Raw genomic sequence first — 18,550 nt, 5'->3', positions numbered from 1 at the left:
TTCCTTGAACAAAATTGGATCAACACCCAGCGTGAATGACTATCCGGCTTCCTCCGGGCAAGCCTGACAGCACGAACCAGCGACAACGGTACAAGGGCGCTGAGATGAACACCATGACCAACAAGTCACAAACCGACCAGTGGCTCACAGTTAAGCAGGGATTCTTCCGTCTGCAAGTACGCAAGCTTGAAAGTGGCGGCGCTGACGCATCGCCAACATCCGCCTATGATTGTTTATTGACCCACCTTCATCAGTTCCAGGGCTCTCGCCCCCTCACCTCAAATGAGGAGTTGAAAGATGTCGCTGACGCTTTACTACCATCCGCTGGCGTCGTTCTGTCACAAAGTACTCATTGCGCTCTACGAAAACGGCACCGAATTCGAGAGAAGAATCATCGATCTCGGGGACGCTGCCGACCGCGCAGAACTTCAGGCATTGTGGCCAATCGGAAAGTTTCCGATTATTCGCGACCATGTTCACCAGCGGAATCTGCCCGAGTCCAGCATCATCATCGAGTACCTGGATCGACGGTATCCAGGCAAACACAGACTGGTTCCAGACGATTGGGATAGCGCGCTGGAGGTCCGGTTATGGGATCGTTTCTTCGACCATTATGTACAAGTGCCGATGCAACAGATTGTCAGTGATCGACTACACGCGACCAACGGCGATTTGAGCAGAGAGCGATCCACGCTGGAAACCGCGTACGGCATGCTCGATCGCCGGATGGCGTCCAGAATCTGGGTGGCCAGCCCGGAGTTCAGCATGGCCGATTGCGCCGCCGCCCCGGCACTTTTCTATGCCAGCACGCTCGTGCCATTCCCCGATGACTACGGCCACTTGAGCGCCTATTTCGACAGGTTGGTACAGAGACCGTCATTTCAGCGGGTGATCGACGAAGCCAGGCCCTGGTTTTCGTTGTACCCGTTTGCGGATGCCATCGAGCAACGGTTTCTGGCGCCGGATAACGCATGAGTGGCTTTAACTGCCTTCGCGTTTGATGGCACGGCGTTTGCGATGTTGCTGGAAGGGATTCGAAAGGCTGTGAGAGATGGCTTGGGGGGTTGTGATCGCTCCTCTTGTATGATGCCCCGCTTCAGCGTGAGCCCCAGGCTAAAACCCGCCAAACCCAGGCCCGCAGTCGTCGAGGATTTTTCATGAATAGGCTTTACCGGACCTCCCGCCAGGGAGTGGCCGCCCCGCGGTTCGCGCTCAATTCCCTGAACCTGGGCTTGGGCCTGCTGCTGTCCAGCGCCGTGCCTTCGGTCTGGGCCGCCGCGACCGAACTACCGGCGGTGACCGTTACCGGCGAAGACACCTCCGGTTATCAGGCCGACAGCGCTTCGGTCGGTGGTTTCGAGGCGGCGCCATTGCTTGATACGCCGGCCTCGATTTCGGTGGTCAATGAAGCCTTGATCAAGGATCAGCAAGCCCGCCTGCTCAGCGAAGTACTGCGCAACGATGCTTCGGTGGGTGAAAGCTACGCGCCGGTCGGCTACTACGAAAACTTCGTCGTACGTGGCTTCTCCCTCAACTCCGCCAGCAGCTACAAGATCAACGGCCGCACCATCACCGGCGAGCAGAATGTCGGGCTGGAGAACAAACAGCAGGTGGAGTTGCTCAAGGGCCTTTCCGGCCTGCAAAGCGGCGTCAGCGAGCCCGGCGGGCTAGTCAACTATGTGACCAAGCGGCCTGCCGATGTGCGTTCGGTCACCGTCTCCACCGATGATCGCGGCAGTGGTTACCTGGCCACTGACGTCGGTGGATGGTTCGGCAGTGAGCAGCAGTTCGGCCTGCGCGCCAACCTTGCCCACGAAGACCTCCATTCCTACGTCGAACACACCAATGGCCAACGCGATTTCGCCTCGCTGGCCTTTGACTGGAACATCAGCCCCGATGCGCTGCTGCAATTGGACGCCGAGTACCAGACCAAGGAACAGCGCTCGGCACCGGGCTATCAACTGCTCGGCGGTTCCAGCCTGCCGCACCACGCCTCGCCGAAGAAGCTGCTGGCACACCAGAGTGGTTCGAAGCCGGTCACCACCGATGCGCTGAACCTCAATGGCAACTTCGAATACCGCTTCAGCGACCAGTGGAAAGGCAGCTTCAGCGCCTCGCGCAGCCGCGTGGTGATCGATGACTACAGCTCGTTCGCCTGGGGTTGCTACGGCTCCGCCAGTTGCGCCAGCGCTGCAGTGCCAAATTACTTCAGCCCCGAGGGCGACTACGACATTTACGATTTCCGCAGCCCCGACGATACCCGCCGCAACGACGAGGTGCAGGCTGCCCTTAGTGGCCGCTTCGAAACTGGCGGTCTGGGTCACGAACTGAGCGTGGGGACTAGCGCGTTCCGCCGCGTGGTGGACAAACGTGATGCCATCAACCAGATGATCGGCAGTGCCAACATCAACAGCGAGCCGGCTGATTTTGCCCGCTACGAAGGGCCGCTCAACGACGCCTACCGACGCCTGGACAGCCGCCAATACGGGCTGTTCTTCAATGACCGGATCAGCTTCAACGAGCAATGGCAGGCAGTGCTTGGCGGGCGCGAAGTGCGCCTGGATGAAGAGACCTTTGACAGCCAGGGCGACACCACCCGGCACACTCAACGCTATGTGTTCCTGCCCCAAGCCGCGCTGATCTACAAGCCGGTGCAAAACCTGTCGCTGTACACCCGCTACAGCAAGGGCCTGTCCCTGGGCGGCGAAGCGGCGTGGTTCACCACCAATGCCTATGAAATACTCGCGCCCACCGTATCGCGACAAATCGAGGCCGGTATCAAATACGACTGGCAGCGCATCAGTCTGGCCGCGGCGCTGTTCCAGATTCGCCAGGCCTACCAGTACTCGCGACCGAATGACGACGGCACATTCACGTTCACCCAACAGGGCGAACAGAAAAACACCGGGTTGGAGCTCTCGGCCAATGGCTGGGCCACACAACGCATGCAGATCTCCGCCAGTGTCGCGGCGATCCGCGCGCGAGTCACCGACAGCGGCACGCCAGCTTATGAGGGCCACCAGGCAATCAACGTTCCGACCCTGCGTGCCAGCCTCTACGGCGACTACGCCCTGCCCTGGTTCGACGGCCTGGCGCTGCTCGGCGCAGTGCAGTACAGCGCCAGCAAGTACGCCAACCGCCAAGGTGAGGTGCAGACCGGTGCCTACACCATCTTCAACATCGGCAGCCGCTACAGCACGCGCATCGACGGTTACGACACCGTGTTCCGCCTGACCGTGGACAACCTGTTCGATAAACGCTACTGGCGTGACGCCGGTGAATACATGGGCGATGGCTACGTGTTCCAGGGCGCCCCACTGACCGCCCGGCTGAGCGCCTCGATCAACTTCTGATCGTGCGCGCTGATCGTTTCAGTTGAGGAGTCCAGCCCCTAGCGTCGCGCCAATTCATGCCGGACGCATTGTTCGTAATACGTTTGCTTGATACCGGCAGGCTTGAGGCGCGAGGGACTGTTATAGGTTTGTTCGGTAATCCCCATGGCCGTCATGCGCATCCACGGCCGGGGGAATTTTCGCGATTGCAGTTTCTTGCGTGCCCCGTAAAGCGTGAATCCGGAAAGCTTCGACGCTTGCGCGTCTGCGGCTATGTCCGAGCCCCAGCTGCAGACGAAACGACTGTTATTGCTCAGTTCCTTTGCCTGAACCTCAAGCGAAAGAGTCACCAGGACAAACGTCGCAGCCATCCATACCAAAGTCCGCATATCGCCAACGCCTAACCTTCTGAAAAGAAAGCAAGTTTGACAACGAAACGGACATCGGGGGGCCAGCAGTTCGCCTCATTCCCGTCAGTGGACGGTTTTGAACGTCAGGATTACTTGAAGGCCTGACGTGGTTTATTCCACGCCAGGCAACGGCTCAAATACCGGATCCGTTCTGAAATGAGTCGCCCGAACCGGACTCTCTCTGCCAGGCCCGGTGCAAAAGATCGATGACTTCTTCATCCGATGTCTGCGAAAAATCCGTGTACCAATGTCCGATCGAAATCAGCCAATCGGGGATCAGTGGGCAAATCAGCTCGTCCACTTCATCGCGCAACGCCTCTGCCGTCTCAAGCGGTGCCACCGGCACGGCAACGACGATGCGAGACGGCGTTTGCAGGCGCACAGCCTGTATCGCGGCCATCATCGTGGCACCTGTCGCCAGGCCGTCATCGATCAGGATCACCACCTGATCCTTGAGTGCCACAGGTGCACGGGATGCCCGGTATACCCGCTCGCGACGCAACAACTCCTGCGTTTCCTTTGCAACCACGCCATCGAGCGTACGTTGATCAATACCGTTAGCCCGTAGCGCATCGTCATTGACAATTTGTATGCCGCCACTGGCAATCGCGCCCATGGCGAACTCCTGGTGGGTCGGTACTCCCAACTTGCGCACCAGCATCAGGTCCAGGCGAACCTCCAGGGCCGTGGCCACTTCATAGGCGACCGGAACGCCGCCACGGGGCAAGGCAAGGACGATGACATCGGCTCTTTTAGCGTATTTAAGCAACGGCTCCACCAGGCCTCGGCCGGCATCAACCCGGTCATGCAAGATGGTTTGCAATGAAGGACTAGTCATTTGAAAACCTCCCTGGGGCGGGAACCCGGTAAGGATGCCCGCCCCTAGACCGCCAGAATGCTGCAAGGCACCTGATACAGAATATGTTCGGTGGTGCTACCGAGCAGCCGCTCCAGGCCGTGGTATTGAGCTCTGCCCATCACGACCACATCCACTTGATGCACGTGGGCGAACTCACTCAGCACCGGGACCGGTTGTCCCATGATGAAATGCCGACACTCAGGGGGTACACCGAACCGAGCGGCCAGCTTGAGAAAAGCTTTTTCCAGGTCGTTGCGCAACTCCTTGGTCAGCTCCGAGAGCGTCAGACCGCCGTCCATATCCGCCAGAAAAGCTGCCGAAATGTCACACGCGTACAGCAGGTGCAGCTCGGCATTGCACTGCAACGCCAGGCTGGAAGCCTGCAAGATGATCCGGTCATTGAGTTCACTGTTCGAAGGCTCGGTGTCTGACACGTCAACCGCGGCCACCACCTTCTGCGGCAAGGCATGGCACTCACCCCCCACCAGATAAACCGGGACCGGACAATGGCGCAACAAACGCCAATCCAGCGGCGTGAAGAATGCGCGCTTGAGCACGGGTTCATGCTGCACTTGCTTGATCAACAGATCGGGCTGCATTTGCGTGACATGGTCAAGGATGTCCTGACGCATGTTATCGGCCCATGCGACTTCGGTTGTCACCTCGATTCCCCGGCCTTGCATCTTTACCGCCTGCTCATCGAGCCAGTCGCGGTGCTCCTGCAGGTAGGTCGCCCGGGCCATTTTGCGGTCGCCTTCTTCGAGCAGCGACAGAATGTCCAACGAGGGAATCAGGCCGGCAATGTGCAAGCTCGCCCCGCTGGCCTTGGCCAGGGCGGCGCCATGGTTTATCGCAGGAGAATGGCGCAGCAGCGGGTTGATGATCAGTAATAACCGTTGATACTGGCTCATGATCTGACTCCAGACAGGTTGATCCTCGACGCCGGCTCGAGAATCCAGCATCAGGCCCAGACTCCGCCCTTAAAGCCTCTTAGGCGTTGATTTATATCAATTCCTTGAATGAGGCATTGCAGGGGCCACTTGAAAAGAATAGTTCACAACGGTGCTGTGCAACTCGTGCCGGACTCATCCGCGATGGCCGTTCGCCTGAAAATCGGCGATCTGCTGCCACATCGCGATCGGGTTGGAATACATGGGGAAATGCCCGCACTGCGCAATCGGCGCCAACCGCACGCCCTGGGCCTGGATATGCGGCAGATAGGACAATGAAGCGTTCTGCTCGCCGTACATGAACATGCGCGGGCATTGCAGGCCGAGGAACTTGCCCATCAAGTCGGCGTTGTCGGAGAGATCAACCATCGACTCGAAAATCCCGCGCACCGCACCGGCACGAACCTTGTGCCGCAAACTGGCGGCATAAAGTGCACTGGCATAAGCCGGCGCGTGCCGGGCGCGTTCGATGAAGGCGGCGAAAAATACCTCAGGATCGTCCACCGGGTAATCGACGATCTGCCGGCTGAGGAAACAGTCCTCCGGGGCGATATTGCCCTCGATGTCGACGAAGCTGAGTACCCGGCCCGGGTATTGATGAGCCAGCATCAGTGCGGTCAGTCCGCCCATGGAATGGCCGACCAGATGAAAGCGTTCGATACCGAAATGCTCCAGCACCTGCAACGCGGTTTTCAGCTGAAAAGGGATGGAAATCCGCGAAAGGTCGTCGCACTGACTTTCGCCGCAACCCGGTGCGTCATAAGCGATGAAAGGATGACCGGCGAACGCGGCTTGCTGCACGATGTCGGCATAGTCTTCCTTGGTCGAGCCAAACCCATGCAGGAACACAATCGGCGCCAGGACACCGTCGCGGTGAAGAGTGGCGATGTTCAGCTGGACGCCCTCCACCGTCAGAGGGATGTGCGCTTGAGTGAAGGTTTCGGGTGTGGACACGTGATGGATTCCTTGAGCGAAAAGGGTGACCGCCGGGCCGCAAATGCTGTTCACTGTGGCGAGCGAGCTTGCTCGCGCTTGAGTGAGCAGCACTCACAAAAATAGGCAATGTTTGTCCGATTTCTGGGGCCGCTACGCAGCCCAGCGCGAGCAAGCTCGCTCGCCACAGGTTGCGCCGGCAGGCCGTCAATTTCGCGGGGATCGGACCTTCTGTAAATTCCTCATTCGGGAATACCGTCATAGGTCAAACCTATCAAACTGTTTTTTGGAGCCGGGCAACCACCTCCTCCACCAGCGGATTGGGCCGATCGGCATTCCAGGCCACTGCGGTGGTCACCACATTGAGCGGCTGGCTCAGCGGTCGCAGTACCACATTATCGGGGGCGAGTTTTTTCAGCGACGCCGGCACCAGGGCGATGCCTTGCCCACAACTGACGAAAGCGATTTGCGAAGCGACGGAGCGCACCTCATGCAGCACGCGCGGGGAAAAACCACTGGCGCGGCAGGTCGCGATCAGATTGTCGAAGTACACCGGGCTGACCTTTCGGGAAAACATCACCAAGGGCTCGGTGGCCAGGCTCGACAGGCTGATGCGCTTGCGCGAAGCCAATGGGTGATCGCTGGGCAAAGCCACGACCAGGCGATCCTCGGTCAGCGGCAGAGACTTGATCGAGGCCCCCAGATCACCGTCCAGACGGGCGAAGGCCAGGTCGATGTCCCCGGCTTCCAGCGCAGGCACGGCTTCGACGCTGTCGATTTCCCGCACGGACACGGTGAGGTGCGGGTAATCGATCTTCAGTTGCTCGATCAACCCGGGCAACACATCGAACATCGCCGTGGAAATCGCGCCGACGGTCAACATCCCCGACTGCCCCGCCACCGCCTCTTCCACGGCCAGTTCCAGGCGCTCCAGTTGCTCGGCGAATTTGCGCACCGCCGGCAGGATCGCTGCCCCCACCGGAGTCAGCTTCGCCCCTCGCCGCGAGCGGTCGAACAGTTTGACCTTGAGCGCCTGCTCCAGCACTTGAATCTGCTCGCTCAGCGGCGGCTGGGACATTCCCAGGCGTTTGGCGGCGCGGCCGAAATTCTGTTCTTCGGCAACGGCCAGGAACAACCAGAGGTGACGAATCAAGCGGAAATTGATCATGGTTAATCCATAGGTTTAACGTATGTAACGCTTCTGTGATTAGTAATATACCTATCAAATTGTCTCGCTGACACTGGGCGCCTCCGTCACCACTGGGACTTTCCCATGATCAATAAGAGTTTGCTGGATCGCTTGGCGGCGCTGGACACCAACACGGTTTCCGACGCACTCGACTTCCTCGGCCTGCCGGGCGCCACCGTGGGGCTACGCCCGCTGTGGAACTGCCCGAAGATCGTCGGCCGCGCCAGTACCGTGTTGCTGGCGCCCAAGTCCGACACCCTACCGACCGTGCACCTGATTACTCCGGTAGTTGAACAAATCGACAGCGACGATCGTGTGCTGGTGATCGCCGGTGGCATCGAAGGTATCTCCTGCTGGGGCGACATCCTCGCCAACGCGGCGGCCGGCAAGCAGGTGCGCGGCACGGTGATCGACGGTTTCAGCCGCGACATCGACGGCAGCGAGGCGATTGGTTACCCGGTTTATGGTCGTGGGGTCACCATGATCAGTGCGCGCAATCGGGTGGTGCAGATCGATGCGGCGGTGACGATCAAGGTGGCCGGTGTTGATGTCAGCGAGGATGACTATGTCATTGCCGATACCTGCGGCACCGTATTCGTCCCCCAAACCGATATCGAAAAGGTCATCGATCTCGGTGAGCGCATCGCCCGTCGCCAGGACGGCATGGTCGAGGCCGTTCGCAGCGGTCGTTCGGTGGCCGAGGTAATGCACGACACCCAATTCGAAGCGATCCGCGTGGAGCACGCCTGATGAATCTTGAAGATAAAGAACTGGTCGCCTTGTTTGAAGGCCTCGACACTCCTGGCGTCTCCGATGCCCTGGACAAGCTCGGCCTGCCCGGGCAATGCCTCGGTGTGGCGCCACTGGACAATTACCGCAAGGTCATCGTCGGACCGGCGTTCACCGTGCAGTACGTCTCGGCCAGCGTCCCGCCGGGCACGGTGGGCGATTTCATCGAAGACGTCGCACCCGGCGACGTGGTGGTAATCGACAACGGCGGCCGCACCGACTGCACCGTTTGGGGCGACATCATGACCCAGTACGCCGGCACCCGACAGATCGCCGCCACGGTCATCGACGGGGTGTGCCGTGACGTGAACAAAGCGTTGGGCGATGGCTACCCGATCTTCAGCAAGGGTCGCTTCATGCGTACCGGCAAAGACCGCGTGCAAGTGCAGTCGGTCAACCAGCCGGTGTCTATCGGCACGGCGCGGGTCTGTTCCCGTGACATCGTGGTCGCCGATGCCAACGGCGTGGTGATCGTGCCTCGCGCCCGTGCCGCTGAAGTGGCGGCATGTGCCCGTCAGATCGAATCGGTCGAAGCCGACATTCGCGCCCTGATCACCCAAGGCAAAACCCTTAAAGAAGCCCGGGCCGCCCTGGGTTACCACAACCTGCAGAGGAAAGTCTGATGACCACGCTCCCCTTCCCCCAGGATTTTCGCGCGCGGGCAAAAGTACTGGGCAGTTCGACACTGTACGAAGCGTCCCATCTGCCCTGCGCAGTCGACAGTGCGATCCGGCCGATCTGGGACGGCGCCTTCATCGCCGCCCCCGCCTACCCTCTGGAGTGTTCGCCGGGCGACAACCTGGCCCTGCATCTGGCGATGGAACGGGTGCCCCGTGGCAGCGTACTGGTCGTGGGCACGGGGGGCTTCATCGCCGGTTATTGGGGCGAGGTGCTCACCGTGGCGGCGGAAGCGGCTGGCGTGGTGGGTCTGGTGATCGATGGGGGCGTACGCGATATCGCTGCCTTGAAGAAACGCCAATTCCCGGTATTTGCCCGTGGTATCTCGGTCAAAGGCACGGTCAAGGCCAGCGCCCCCTCGGTAGGACAACCGTTCAATTTCAATGGTGCTTTCGTAGCGCCGGGCGATCTGGTGGTGGCTGACGATGACGGCGTGATCATCATCCCCAAGGCCGATGCGGCACGTACCCTCGCAGAAGGCGAATCGCGCGCGAACAAGGAAGCGCAAATGATGCAGGCGCTGACCGAAGGCCGCTCCACGCTGGAACTGATGAACCTGACAGACTGGAGAACCCGGGCATGAGCACCGACATTCAGCGCCTCAACCAACGCCTGGCCAGCGCACAACCCTCGGCGACTTATCGGATCATGGACCGGGTGGCGGAGCGCCGGGCACAAGGGGCGAAGATCATTTCGCTGTGTGCCGGCGAACCCGATTTCGATACTCCCAAACATGTGCGTGAAGCAGCCACTCACGCCATCGAGCATGGCCACACTCGCTACACCCAGGTCGCCGGTGTGCGCTCGTTGCGAGAAGCGGTGGCGGCCAAGTTCCGCCGCGAAAACGGTCTGGACGTGAACTGGCAAGACACGCTGGTTTGCAACGGTGGCAAACAGGTGATCTACAACGCGCTGGCCGCGACCCTCAACGAGGGCGATCAGGTCATCGTGCCGGCGCCGTACTGGGTCAGTTACCCGGAAATGGTGCAACTGTGCGGCGGTGAAGCGCGGATCGTCACGTGCGATGCCGGTACCGGTTTCAAACTGACGCCTGCGGCACTGGCTGCCGCGATCACCCCGCAGACCCGTTGGTTGATCCTCAACTCACCGTCCAATCCGACCGGTGCGGTGTACAGCGAGACGGAACTTCGTGCCCTGGCGGCCGTGCTGCTGGATCATCCCCACGTGCTGATTCTGGCCGATGACATCTATGAACACCTGATCTTCGACGATCAAGCGTTCTACACCCTGGCCCAGGTGGAGCCGCGACTGGCGCCAAGAACCCTGACCATGAACGGTGTCTCCAAGGCCTACGCCATGACCGGCTGGCGCATCGGCTTTGCCACCGGGCCGCGCTGGTTGCTGGAGGCCATGGGAAAATTGCAGGGCCAGCAGACTTCTGGCGCGAGTTCTGTCTCGCAACAAGCCGCACTCGCCGCGCTAGAGGGGCCGAAAGACTTCATCCGCGAAAGCCGTGCCGCTTTCCAGGAGCGTCGCGATTTGATGGTGGCGCTGCTGAACGACACACCGGGACTGGAATGCGTGAGCCCGGCGGGCGCGTTCTACGCATTCGCCTCCTGTGCGGGCCTGATCGGCCGCACCTCGCCCGCCGGTCGAGTGCTGCACACCGACGAAGATGTCGCCCATGCGCTGCTCGACGAAGCCGATGTGGCGGTGGTGCATGGCAGTGCGTTCGGCCTTGGCCCCTATATTCGCATTGCCTATGCCCTCGACGACGCTTCATTGCGCCAGGCCTGCGAAGCCATCCGCGCGTTCTGTACAGCGCTGCGTTAAGGAGTACGTGAACCCAGTCAGTTAAACGCATTCCCTGTGGGAGCGGGCTTGCCCGCGATGAGGGAGTGTCAGTCGACATTAATGTTGCCTGATACTCCGCCTTCGCGGGCAAGCCCGCTCCCACAGGTTCCGTGGTTGGCTGATTGGTATTGGGCAATCACCAGGTTTGGTTTGTGACTCGGGTATTCGTCATCCAGTCCCAACAACAAACAACTCCAACATGGCCCAAACAGCATGCACCCGCAAAGACTGATCCTGCACAACGAGTTGCACGCGCGTCCTTCTCTGTATTTCGATGAGCCCGCCCACGTGTTTCATCTGGCGTTTCTGGCGAATGACGGGCAGTGCGACACCCTGCTGAGTCGCTGCTGCCCCGGCCCGGTCGACCCGGATGCGGCGCAGGGCATCACCGAGCTGGAGGGCCATGCCTTGAAGTGGGAGCGGCACGCGGAATTCCTGACGCTGACGCTGGTGGTGCCCTCCTCCAGTCACGAGCCATGCTGGAGCCCGCCACCCAAAGCCTTGATGGAGCGGGTCGAGCCCTTCATGCAGCACATGATCAACGCTGTGCAGATTGTGGTGCGCACTGATACGTCCTTTTCTGGTGATCTGTCTGTTTATGGATTCAAAGATCCTAGCGGCTCTTGCATCGGCGGTGGCGATGCGACGGTCTGGAGCGATTTTCGCCTGAGCGCCGATGGCACCAACCGTTTCCTGTTCATTAATAAACGCCTGAATGCGTATCGGCTGGGACGGATGATCCGCCGCCTGCTGGAAATCGAAACCTACCGAATGATGGCTTCGCTTTCACTCATCACCGCGAAAGCCTTGAGCACTCAGCTCAACGTCTTCGACAAGACCCTGGTAAACCTCTCGGAACGTAACGCCGGCCCGGATACCGGAAATGCGAAAGCGTTGCTGACCGACATTGCCAACCTGTCGGCACAAGTGGTCAGCAGCAGCGCAAAAACCCGACACCGCTTCAGCGCCACTCAGGCCTATGCACAGTTGGTTTTCGAACGCCTGGGCGAACTGCGCGAAAGTCATGTGGGTGATTGCCAGCGACTGGGTATCTTCATCGAAAGACGCTTTAAACCCACGGTCAGATACTGCGCCGTCACCGAACAACGCCTGGAGCAACTGGCCGAAAGCGTGGCCAACCTCGGGGACTTGTTGCAGGCCCGTGTGCAGGTCGAAATGGAAGAGCAGAACTCGGAAATTCTGAAAAGCCTGAACGCCCGTGCCGACACTCAAATCAAAATCCAGCGCGCGGTCGAAGGCTTGTCGATTATCGCCATCACCTATTACTTGTTGAGCCTGTTCAAGCTGTTCTACTCGGGGCTGCACGTCATGGGCGCGGACATTTCCGCGAGAGACGCCATGCTGGCCATGACCCCGCTCGCGCTCTGCGTCCTGCTGTTTATTTTGATCAGAATCAGGAAAGCCAAAGAGCATTAATACGCGGCACAAGAATCGACCGATTCCGAAGCTGACATCCGTGATGATCCACTGCGGATCCGGCTGGCCCGACCGAGGGCTAAAACCTCACCAATGGATCCATACAATCGTTAACAAACAGAATCAGTTTGACAAACACCCTACAAATCACCATTAATGGATCCACTAAATAACAACAAACAGCCTTGGAGAATCTCCATGTACCCCAAGAACACCTGGTACGTCGCCTGTACGCCCGATGAACTCGCCGACAAGCCGCTAGGCCGTCAGATCTGTGGTGAAAAGATGGTTTTTTATCGCGGTCACGAAGGCAAGGTGGCCGCTGTCGAGGACTTCTGCCCGCATCGCGGCGCACCGCTGTCATTGGGCTACGTGGAAAATGGCAATCTGGTGTGCGGCTATCACGGCCTGGTAATGGGGTGCGACGGCAAGACCGTGGAAATGCCCGGGCAACGGGTTCGCGGTTTTCCCTGCAACAAGACGTTCGCCGTGGTCGAGCGCTACGGATTTATCTGGGTCTGGCCTGGCGATCAGGCATTGGCCGACGCAGCGCTGATCCATCATCTGGAATGGGCGGTCAGCGACGAGTGGGCCTATGGCGGCGGCCTGTTCCACATCCAGTGCGACTACCGCCTGATGATCGACAACCTGATGGACCTGACGCACGAAACCTACGTTCACGCGTCCAGCATCGGCCAGAAGGAAATCGACGAAGCACCTCCGGTGACCACAGTCGATGGCGACGAGGTGGTCACCGCCCGCCACATGGAAAACATCATGGCCCCGCCCTTCTGGCGCATGGCTCTGCGCGGCAACAACCTGGCCGACGATGTGCCAGTGGATCGCTGGCAGATCTGCCGCTTCACCCCGCCCAGTCATGTGCTGATCGAAGTCGGTGTGGCCCATGCCGGCAAAGGTGGTTATCACGCTCCCCAACAGTTCAAGGCGTCGAGCATCGTCGTCGACTTCATCACCCCGGAAACCGAAACCTCGATCTGGTACTTCTGGGGCATGGCGCGCAACTTCAACCCGCAGGATGAAGCCTTGACCGCGAGCATTCGCGAGGGTCAGGGGAAGATTTTCAGCGAGGACCTGGAAATGCTCGAACGCCAGCAACAGAACCTGCTCAGCCATCCCCAGCGCAACTTGCTCAAGCTCAATATCGACGCCGGTGGCGTGCAGTCGCGCCGTGTTCTGGAGCGCCTTCTCGCCCGGGAAAAAACACCGCAGGAGTCAATGGCATGATCGAAGTGCTGGTGGTATCCCGCAACAACGAAGCCCAGGACATCTGCAGCTACGAGCTGGCCAGTGTCGATGATCGACCGCTACCGACCTTCAGCGCCGGCGCGCATATCGACGTGCATCTGCCTGGCGGCTTGATCCGGCAATACTCTTTGTGCAACCACCCTGAGGAACGCCATCGCTACCTGATCGGCGTGCTCAAGGACCCGACCTCTCGTGGTGGTTCACTGGCCATGCACGAGCAAATCCACGCTGGCATGCGGCTGTCTATCAGTGAGCCGCGCAATCTGTTTCCGTTGGCGCATGAGGCCCGGCGCAGCCTGCTCTTCGCTGGCGGTATAGGCATCACCCCAATCCTCTGCATGGCGGAACGACTGGCCCATAGCGGCGCGGATTTCGAGCTGCACTACTGCGCCCGTTCGCGAGAGCGCGCGGCCTTTGTCGAACGCCTGCAACACTCGCCTTTTGCCCACCGGGTATTCCTGCACTTCGATCAGGAACCCGACACTGCGCTGGACGCGGCCAGGGTCCTGGCCACGCCACACAATGACGTTCATTTATATGTGTGTGGCCCCGGCGGTTTTATGCAGCATGTGCTGGACACGGCCAAGGCCAAAGGCTGGCAGGAGCAATGCCTGCATCGCGAGTACTTCGCCGCCAACCCCGTCGACACTGGCGCCGATGGCAGTTTCTCGATCAAGGTCGCCAGCAGCGGCCAGGTCTTCGAGGTGCCGGCCGACAAGAACGTGGTGCAGGTACTGCAAAACCAGGGCATCGAAATCGCCATCTCCTGCGAACAGGGCATTTGTGGCACCTGCCTGACTCGGGTTCTGGAGGGCGTGCCGGAACACCGTGACCTGTTCCTCACCGAGGATGAACAGGCCTGCAACGACCAGTTCACTCCTTGCTGCTCGCGCTCGAAAACGCCGCTGCTGGTGCTGGATATCTGAAAGATATCGTGCCTATTCCGAGCGGAGAATGACCTTCATCCGCTCTTCGGCTGTCGCCGAGCCGAAGATCTCGGCATAGCGTAACGTGGCGTTGGCGTGCTCGCGCATGATCGCTTCGGCACGCGCACCCTGGCGGTTGACCAGGGCATCGAACACCGAATGATGTTGCATGTGGGCGTAATTGAAGCGTCGGTATTCCCGGACCATGTCGTTGCGGTCCACTGCCAGGGCTGTTACCGAAGCGAAGGGCAAGTGATCGTTGCGCGCCAGTGCGTCGGCGATCGCCGGGTTGTGGCTGCCTTCGACAATCACTTCGTGAAAACGCATGTTGAGATCGTGATAGACCTCCAGGTCCTCGATGGTCACAAACCCCTTGTCGAACAGCTGATCACCTTGCATCAGGCACTGTTCAAGGGTCGCGCGGGCCTCGTCCGATAGCCCGCGCTCGGCGGTCTGACGCGCCGCCAGGCCTTCGAGTACACCTCGCACTTCAACCGCACCGGCAATGTCATCGGGGCTGACCGAACGCACCTGAAATCCACGCCCGCCAAAGCGCACCAGCAAGCCTTCCTGCTCCAGCGTGCGGAACGCCATGCGCACCGGCATTCGCGAAACACCGAACAACTCCGCTGTGGGAACTTCCATCAAGCGCTCGCCAGCCGCCAGCTCGCCCGAGGCGATCATCTTGCGCAACGCGACCAGCACCGTTTGACCGGGCTTACTCATCCAGGCAACTTCCAGAAAGGTGGGGCTGCATAGTAACGCAAGACAGTGACGCAAGGATTGGGCTGACTGCAGATCTACTTCAGCCTTGATACGCCGGGTTTTCGATCAGCAGCGCCATGCCCTGCCCGCCACCGACACACGCGGCGGCAATGCCATAACGTAGATTGCCCTCGCGCAGTTGCCTGGCCAGGGTCAGCACCAGGCGCAAACCCGTGGCGGCCAGAGGATGTCCCAAAGCAATCGAGCCGCCCCGCCGGTTGAGCCGGTCACCGTCCAGTTCAAGCGCCTGGGCCACAGCCAATACCTGAGCGGCCTGGGCCTCATTGATTTCCAGTAAGCCGATGTCGCCAAGGGCCAAACCACTGCGTTGCAGAAGCAACTGGATGGCTGGCGCCGGCCCGATCCCCATCAATTCTGGTGCCACGCCTACCACGGCACTGGCCAGCAAATGGGCCAATACCGGACGCCGGGCGGTAGATGCTCGCCCCACCAGCGCGGCCGCCGCGCCATCAACCACCGCGCAACTGTTGCCGGCCGTTTGCACACCGCCGGCATGCACCGCTCGCAACCGGCCCAAGGCGTCCAGATCGGTGGGTCGCGGATGACTGTCGCGAGTCACGCGGTCTACGCCCCGTGGCAACTGGATACTGCGTGGCTGATAGCCAGTCAGTTCAAAGCGCTCATTGCCGAGCGCCACCAGCTCCGGTTCAAACCAGCCCTCGGCCTGGGCCTGCAGCGCCAGTTGATGGCTGTCGAGGGCGAAGCGATCCACCTCTTCGCGGCTCAGGCCATGCCGCCGGGCCAGGTTGTCGGCTGTGGTGATCATGTCTACGCCCGGGGCCGGGTCGTAGAGGGCCTCCCAGAGAAAGTCCTTGAATTCCACGCCCGCACCGAGCCGGAAACCACCTCGGTGGGTGTAGGCGGCAATCGGATTGCGCGACATGGACTCGGCCGCTACGCACAGGGCCAACTGCACGCCGTCATCCAGCTGCCTGGCGGCCTGCCGCAAGAGTTCGAAACCGGTGGCGCAGATGCGCTGCACACCCAGTGCCGGAGTCTCTTGCGGCACGCCACTGTAGAGGCCGATATGCCGAGGCAGCAGGTAAGCATCGAAACTGGCCTGAGCCATGGAGCCGGCGAGCACGCTATCGACCGCGGATGGATCGATAGCGGCGCGGGCAAGCACCTCGCGCCCGACCTTGATCCCCAGGTCGATCGGCGAAACCTGGGCCAAGGCCCCGCCGAGATCGACCCAAGGTGTGCGCAGCGCTTCGAAAATGGCTACATCGCCAAAGCTCGAATACTGCCCCGTACCGCTCACGGCAGAGGTCCGGCACGCAAGATGGAAGGTTCTTCGCCGCGATACAGCGCCTCGACCTTGTCGGCGCGCCACTGCAACACCGCGCGCTGGTTGATCGAGCCTTTGTCGGTGATTTCACCGCGGTCGATGGACGCGGGTTCGTCGAGCAGCGCGATCCATTCCAGGCGGCTGGCATTCCCGGTGGCGTCGCGATTGAGCCGTTGCAGCCAATCGCCGAACCACTGACGCACCGGCGCGCTGGCCAGGACCTCGGCATCGCTGGCGTGAGCACTCAAACCGGCCAGACGTCGGCATTCGTACAACCGGGGAAAGACCAGCGCCCCCAGGCACTCGCGGTCCGGCGCGGCCACCACCAAGTCCTGAACATAGGGCGAACCTTCGAGCACCGCGCGATTGCGCAACGGGCCGACGCTGACAAACACGCCGGAGCTCAGTTTGAAGTCCTCGGCGATGCGCCCGTCGAACATCAGCCCCAGTTGCGGATCGCGGGCGTCGGCCAGTTTCAACGCGTCGCCGGAGCAGTAAAAGCCCTGCTCGTCGAACACTTCCGCGGTCTGCTGCGGCGCACGCCAGTAACCCGGCATGATGTGCGGCCCGCGAAAACGCCCCTCCAGCTTGCCGTCCACCGGCACAAGCCGGACTTCGCAACCGGGGGCCGGCAGACCGATGTAGCCGGCCATGGACAATGGCCCAGTGGTGAACGTGCAGGACGGTGCCGCCTCGGTCATGCCGAGCCCGGCCATCATGCGAATACGTTCGCCGCAATGCTGTTCGGCGACCCGGTCCAGACGATCCCAAACGCGTTGGGACAAACCGGCGGCGGCGAAAAAGAACAGCTTCATGCGCGAGAAGAAACATTCGCGCAACTCGCCGTCCTGCTCCAGCGCGTTGACCAGTTCTTCCCAGCCCTTGGGCACGGTGAGGTACGCGGTGGGCGATATTTCCTTGAGGTTGCGCAGTGTTTCAGCAAAACCCAGGGCGGTCGGCTTGCCGTCGTCCAGATAAAAGGTGCCGCCGTTGTACAGCACGATGCCGACGTTGTGGCTACCGCCGAAGGTGTGATTCCACGGCAGCCAATCCACCAGCACCGGTGGTTCTTCGCCGAACACCGGAAAGGTCTGCAATAGCATCTGCTGGTTGGCGCAGAGCATGCGCTGGGTGGTGATCACTGCCTTGGGCAACTTGGTGGAACCTGAGGTAAACAGGAACTTGGCGATGCTGTCCGGCCCGGTAGCCGTGAAAGCACAATCGGCCTCGGCACTGCCGGGTTGTTCCAGCAGACTGGCAAAGCTCGCCTGATTGCGGCCAGGAATTTGACCGCGCACGGTGATCAGCGGCGTTTCGGCCGGCAGCACCGCATCGATCGCCCGCTGATAAGCCGCGGCGTCGCTGACGAACACCAGGCCAGGTTGCAGCAGGTTGCAGACATGCCGCAGCTTGGCGAAATCCTGGGACAACAATGAATAGGCAGGAGAAACCGGGCAATAAGGAATCCCGGCATACATCGCGCCCAAGGCAATCTGTAAATGCTCGATGTCGTTGCCCGAGAGGATCGCCAGCGGTCGTTCGGCCGAAAGCCCATGACTCAGCAGGCTTTGGGCAATGGCGCGGACGCTGGTCAGCATCTCGGCGTAACTCACTCGACGCCAGTCGCCGCCGTCCTGGCGAGCAGCGATAAAGGTCTGTTGCGGGCGCACATGGGCCCAATGCACCAGGCGATCCAGCAAACGTACAGGCAACTTGGCCAAAGGCTCCAGGGAGCGCATGTGCAGGATGCCCTGCTCTTCGCTGACCTCGACCGCAGGATGACCGATGGACACCTGGCGATAGCGCGGCGCGTTGGCTTCGGTCTGGGGTGGCGATCTGAATTCGGAACTCACGTGCTTGTTCTCCATCAAGGCACGCCACCGGCTCGCAGA

General features: G+C 60.6%; 17 protein-coding genes. 9 read left to right on the top strand and 8 right to left on the bottom strand.

The genetic code is table 11. From position 1 onward, the window contains the following. Window positions 1–297: 297 nt before the first annotated feature. Both ACZ3HH_RS24130 and ACZ3HH_RS24125 read left to right on the top strand, forming a co-directional pair. Entirely contained in the window at window positions 298–975 is a 678-nt protein-coding gene (locus tag ACZ3HH_RS24130; protein ID WP_465808366.1) for a glutathione S-transferase family protein, read from the top strand. A 182-nt stretch (window positions 976–1,157) separates the two neighbouring features. Then, on the top strand, window positions 1,158–3,353 hold the full coding sequence (locus tag ACZ3HH_RS24125) for a TonB-dependent siderophore receptor (RefSeq protein ID WP_465808364.1): 2,196 nt from the start codon (window positions 1,158–1,160) through the stop codon (window positions 3,351–3,353). Window positions 3,354–3,391: 38 nt separating this feature from the next. Here ACZ3HH_RS24125 and ACZ3HH_RS24120 read toward each other — a convergent pair whose 3' ends face one another. The 5 genes from ACZ3HH_RS24120 to ACZ3HH_RS24100 all read right to left on the bottom strand — a co-directional run bounded on the left by ACZ3HH_RS24120 (window position 3,392) and on the right by ACZ3HH_RS24100 (window position 7,652). Further along, a complete protein-coding gene (locus ACZ3HH_RS24120; protein WP_465808362.1) occupies window positions 3,392–3,721 on the bottom strand; it encodes a hypothetical protein in 330 nt (109 codons plus the stop codon). A 154-nt stretch (window positions 3,722–3,875) separates the two neighbouring features. Next, a complete protein-coding gene (locus ACZ3HH_RS24115; protein WP_465808360.1) occupies window positions 3,876–4,580 on the bottom strand; it encodes a phosphoribosyltransferase in 705 nt (234 codons plus the stop codon). A 44-nt stretch (window positions 4,581–4,624) separates the two neighbouring features. Further along, window positions 4,625–5,512 (bottom strand): universal stress protein, encoded by an 888-nt coding sequence (locus ACZ3HH_RS24110; RefSeq protein WP_465808502.1) that lies wholly within the window; start codon window positions 5,510–5,512, stop codon window positions 4,625–4,627. Window positions 5,513–5,686: 174 nt separating this feature from the next. Continuing rightward, complete coding sequence (locus ACZ3HH_RS24105) at window positions 5,687–6,505, bottom strand: alpha/beta fold hydrolase (protein ID WP_465808358.1); 819 nt, start codon at window positions 6,503–6,505, stop codon at window positions 5,687–5,689. 253 nt (window positions 6,506–6,758) lie between these two features. Next, window positions 6,759–7,652, bottom strand: coding sequence for a LysR family transcriptional regulator (locus ACZ3HH_RS24100; RefSeq protein WP_123358864.1), 894 nt, complete (start codon window positions 7,650–7,652; stop codon window positions 6,759–6,761). A 105-nt stretch (window positions 7,653–7,757) separates the two neighbouring features. Here ACZ3HH_RS24100 and ACZ3HH_RS24095 point away from each other — a divergent pair, with 105 nt between their 5' ends. From ACZ3HH_RS24095 to ACZ3HH_RS24065, 7 genes are all read left to right on the top strand, one after another. Next, window positions 7,758–8,423: an RraA family protein gene (locus ACZ3HH_RS24095; RefSeq protein ID WP_465808355.1), complete on the top strand. Its 666-nt coding sequence runs from the start codon at window positions 7,758–7,760 to the stop codon at window positions 8,421–8,423. Further along, a complete protein-coding gene (locus tag ACZ3HH_RS24090; protein ID WP_465808353.1) occupies window positions 8,423–9,085 on the top strand; it encodes an RraA family protein in 663 nt (220 codons plus the stop codon). Before ACZ3HH_RS24095 ends, ACZ3HH_RS24090 begins: the two co-directional genes overlap by 1 nt. After that, window positions 9,085–9,723, top strand: coding sequence for an RraA family protein (locus ACZ3HH_RS24085; RefSeq protein WP_465808351.1), 639 nt, complete (start codon window positions 9,085–9,087; stop codon window positions 9,721–9,723). Before ACZ3HH_RS24090 ends, ACZ3HH_RS24085 begins: the two co-directional genes overlap by 1 nt. Then, window positions 9,720–10,934 (top strand): pyridoxal phosphate-dependent aminotransferase, encoded by a 1,215-nt coding sequence (locus ACZ3HH_RS24080; protein ID WP_465808349.1) that lies wholly within the window; start codon window positions 9,720–9,722, stop codon window positions 10,932–10,934. Before ACZ3HH_RS24085 ends, ACZ3HH_RS24080 begins: the two co-directional genes overlap by 4 nt. Before the next feature lie 234 nt (window positions 10,935–11,168). Next, entirely contained in the window at window positions 11,169–12,392 is a 1,224-nt protein-coding gene (locus ACZ3HH_RS24075) for a DUF3422 domain-containing protein (RefSeq protein ID WP_465808347.1), read from the top strand. A gap of 198 nt (window positions 12,393–12,590) precedes the next feature. Beyond that, window positions 12,591–13,637, top strand: coding sequence for a Rieske 2Fe-2S domain-containing protein (locus tag ACZ3HH_RS24070; protein WP_465808345.1), 1,047 nt, complete (start codon window positions 12,591–12,593; stop codon window positions 13,635–13,637). Continuing rightward, a complete protein-coding gene (locus tag ACZ3HH_RS24065) occupies window positions 13,634–14,584 on the top strand; it encodes a PDR/VanB family oxidoreductase (protein WP_465808343.1) in 951 nt (316 codons plus the stop codon). The genes ACZ3HH_RS24070 and ACZ3HH_RS24065 overlap by 4 nt, the downstream gene beginning before the upstream one ends. A 12-nt stretch (window positions 14,585–14,596) precedes the next feature. On the opposite strand, the gene ACZ3HH_RS24060 is transcribed toward ACZ3HH_RS24065, so the two are convergent. The 3 genes from ACZ3HH_RS24060 to ACZ3HH_RS24050 all read right to left on the bottom strand — a co-directional run bounded on the left by ACZ3HH_RS24060 (window position 14,597) and on the right by ACZ3HH_RS24050 (window position 18,511). Then, window positions 14,597–15,310 carry a GntR family transcriptional regulator gene (locus ACZ3HH_RS24060; RefSeq protein WP_465808341.1) on the bottom strand — a complete coding sequence of 238 codons (714 nt, stop codon included), beginning with the start codon at window positions 15,308–15,310 and terminating at the stop codon, window positions 14,597–14,599. Window positions 15,311–15,389: 79 nt separating this feature from the next. Further along, complete coding sequence (locus tag ACZ3HH_RS24055) at window positions 15,390–16,631, bottom strand: thiolase family protein (protein ID WP_465808339.1); 1,242 nt, start codon at window positions 16,629–16,631, stop codon at window positions 15,390–15,392. Then, on the bottom strand, window positions 16,628–18,511 hold the full coding sequence (locus ACZ3HH_RS24050; RefSeq protein ID WP_465808337.1) for a feruloyl-CoA synthase: 1,884 nt from the start codon (window positions 18,509–18,511) through the stop codon (window positions 16,628–16,630). Before ACZ3HH_RS24050 ends, ACZ3HH_RS24055 begins: the two co-directional genes overlap by 4 nt. Window positions 18,512–18,550: the final 39 nt, after the last annotated feature.

The organism is Pseudomonas sp. PME37.24/025 (assembly GCF_055556615.1).
Note: the sequence above shows the minus strand (reverse complement) of the source record. Positions and strands in the feature narration are given on the sequence as shown.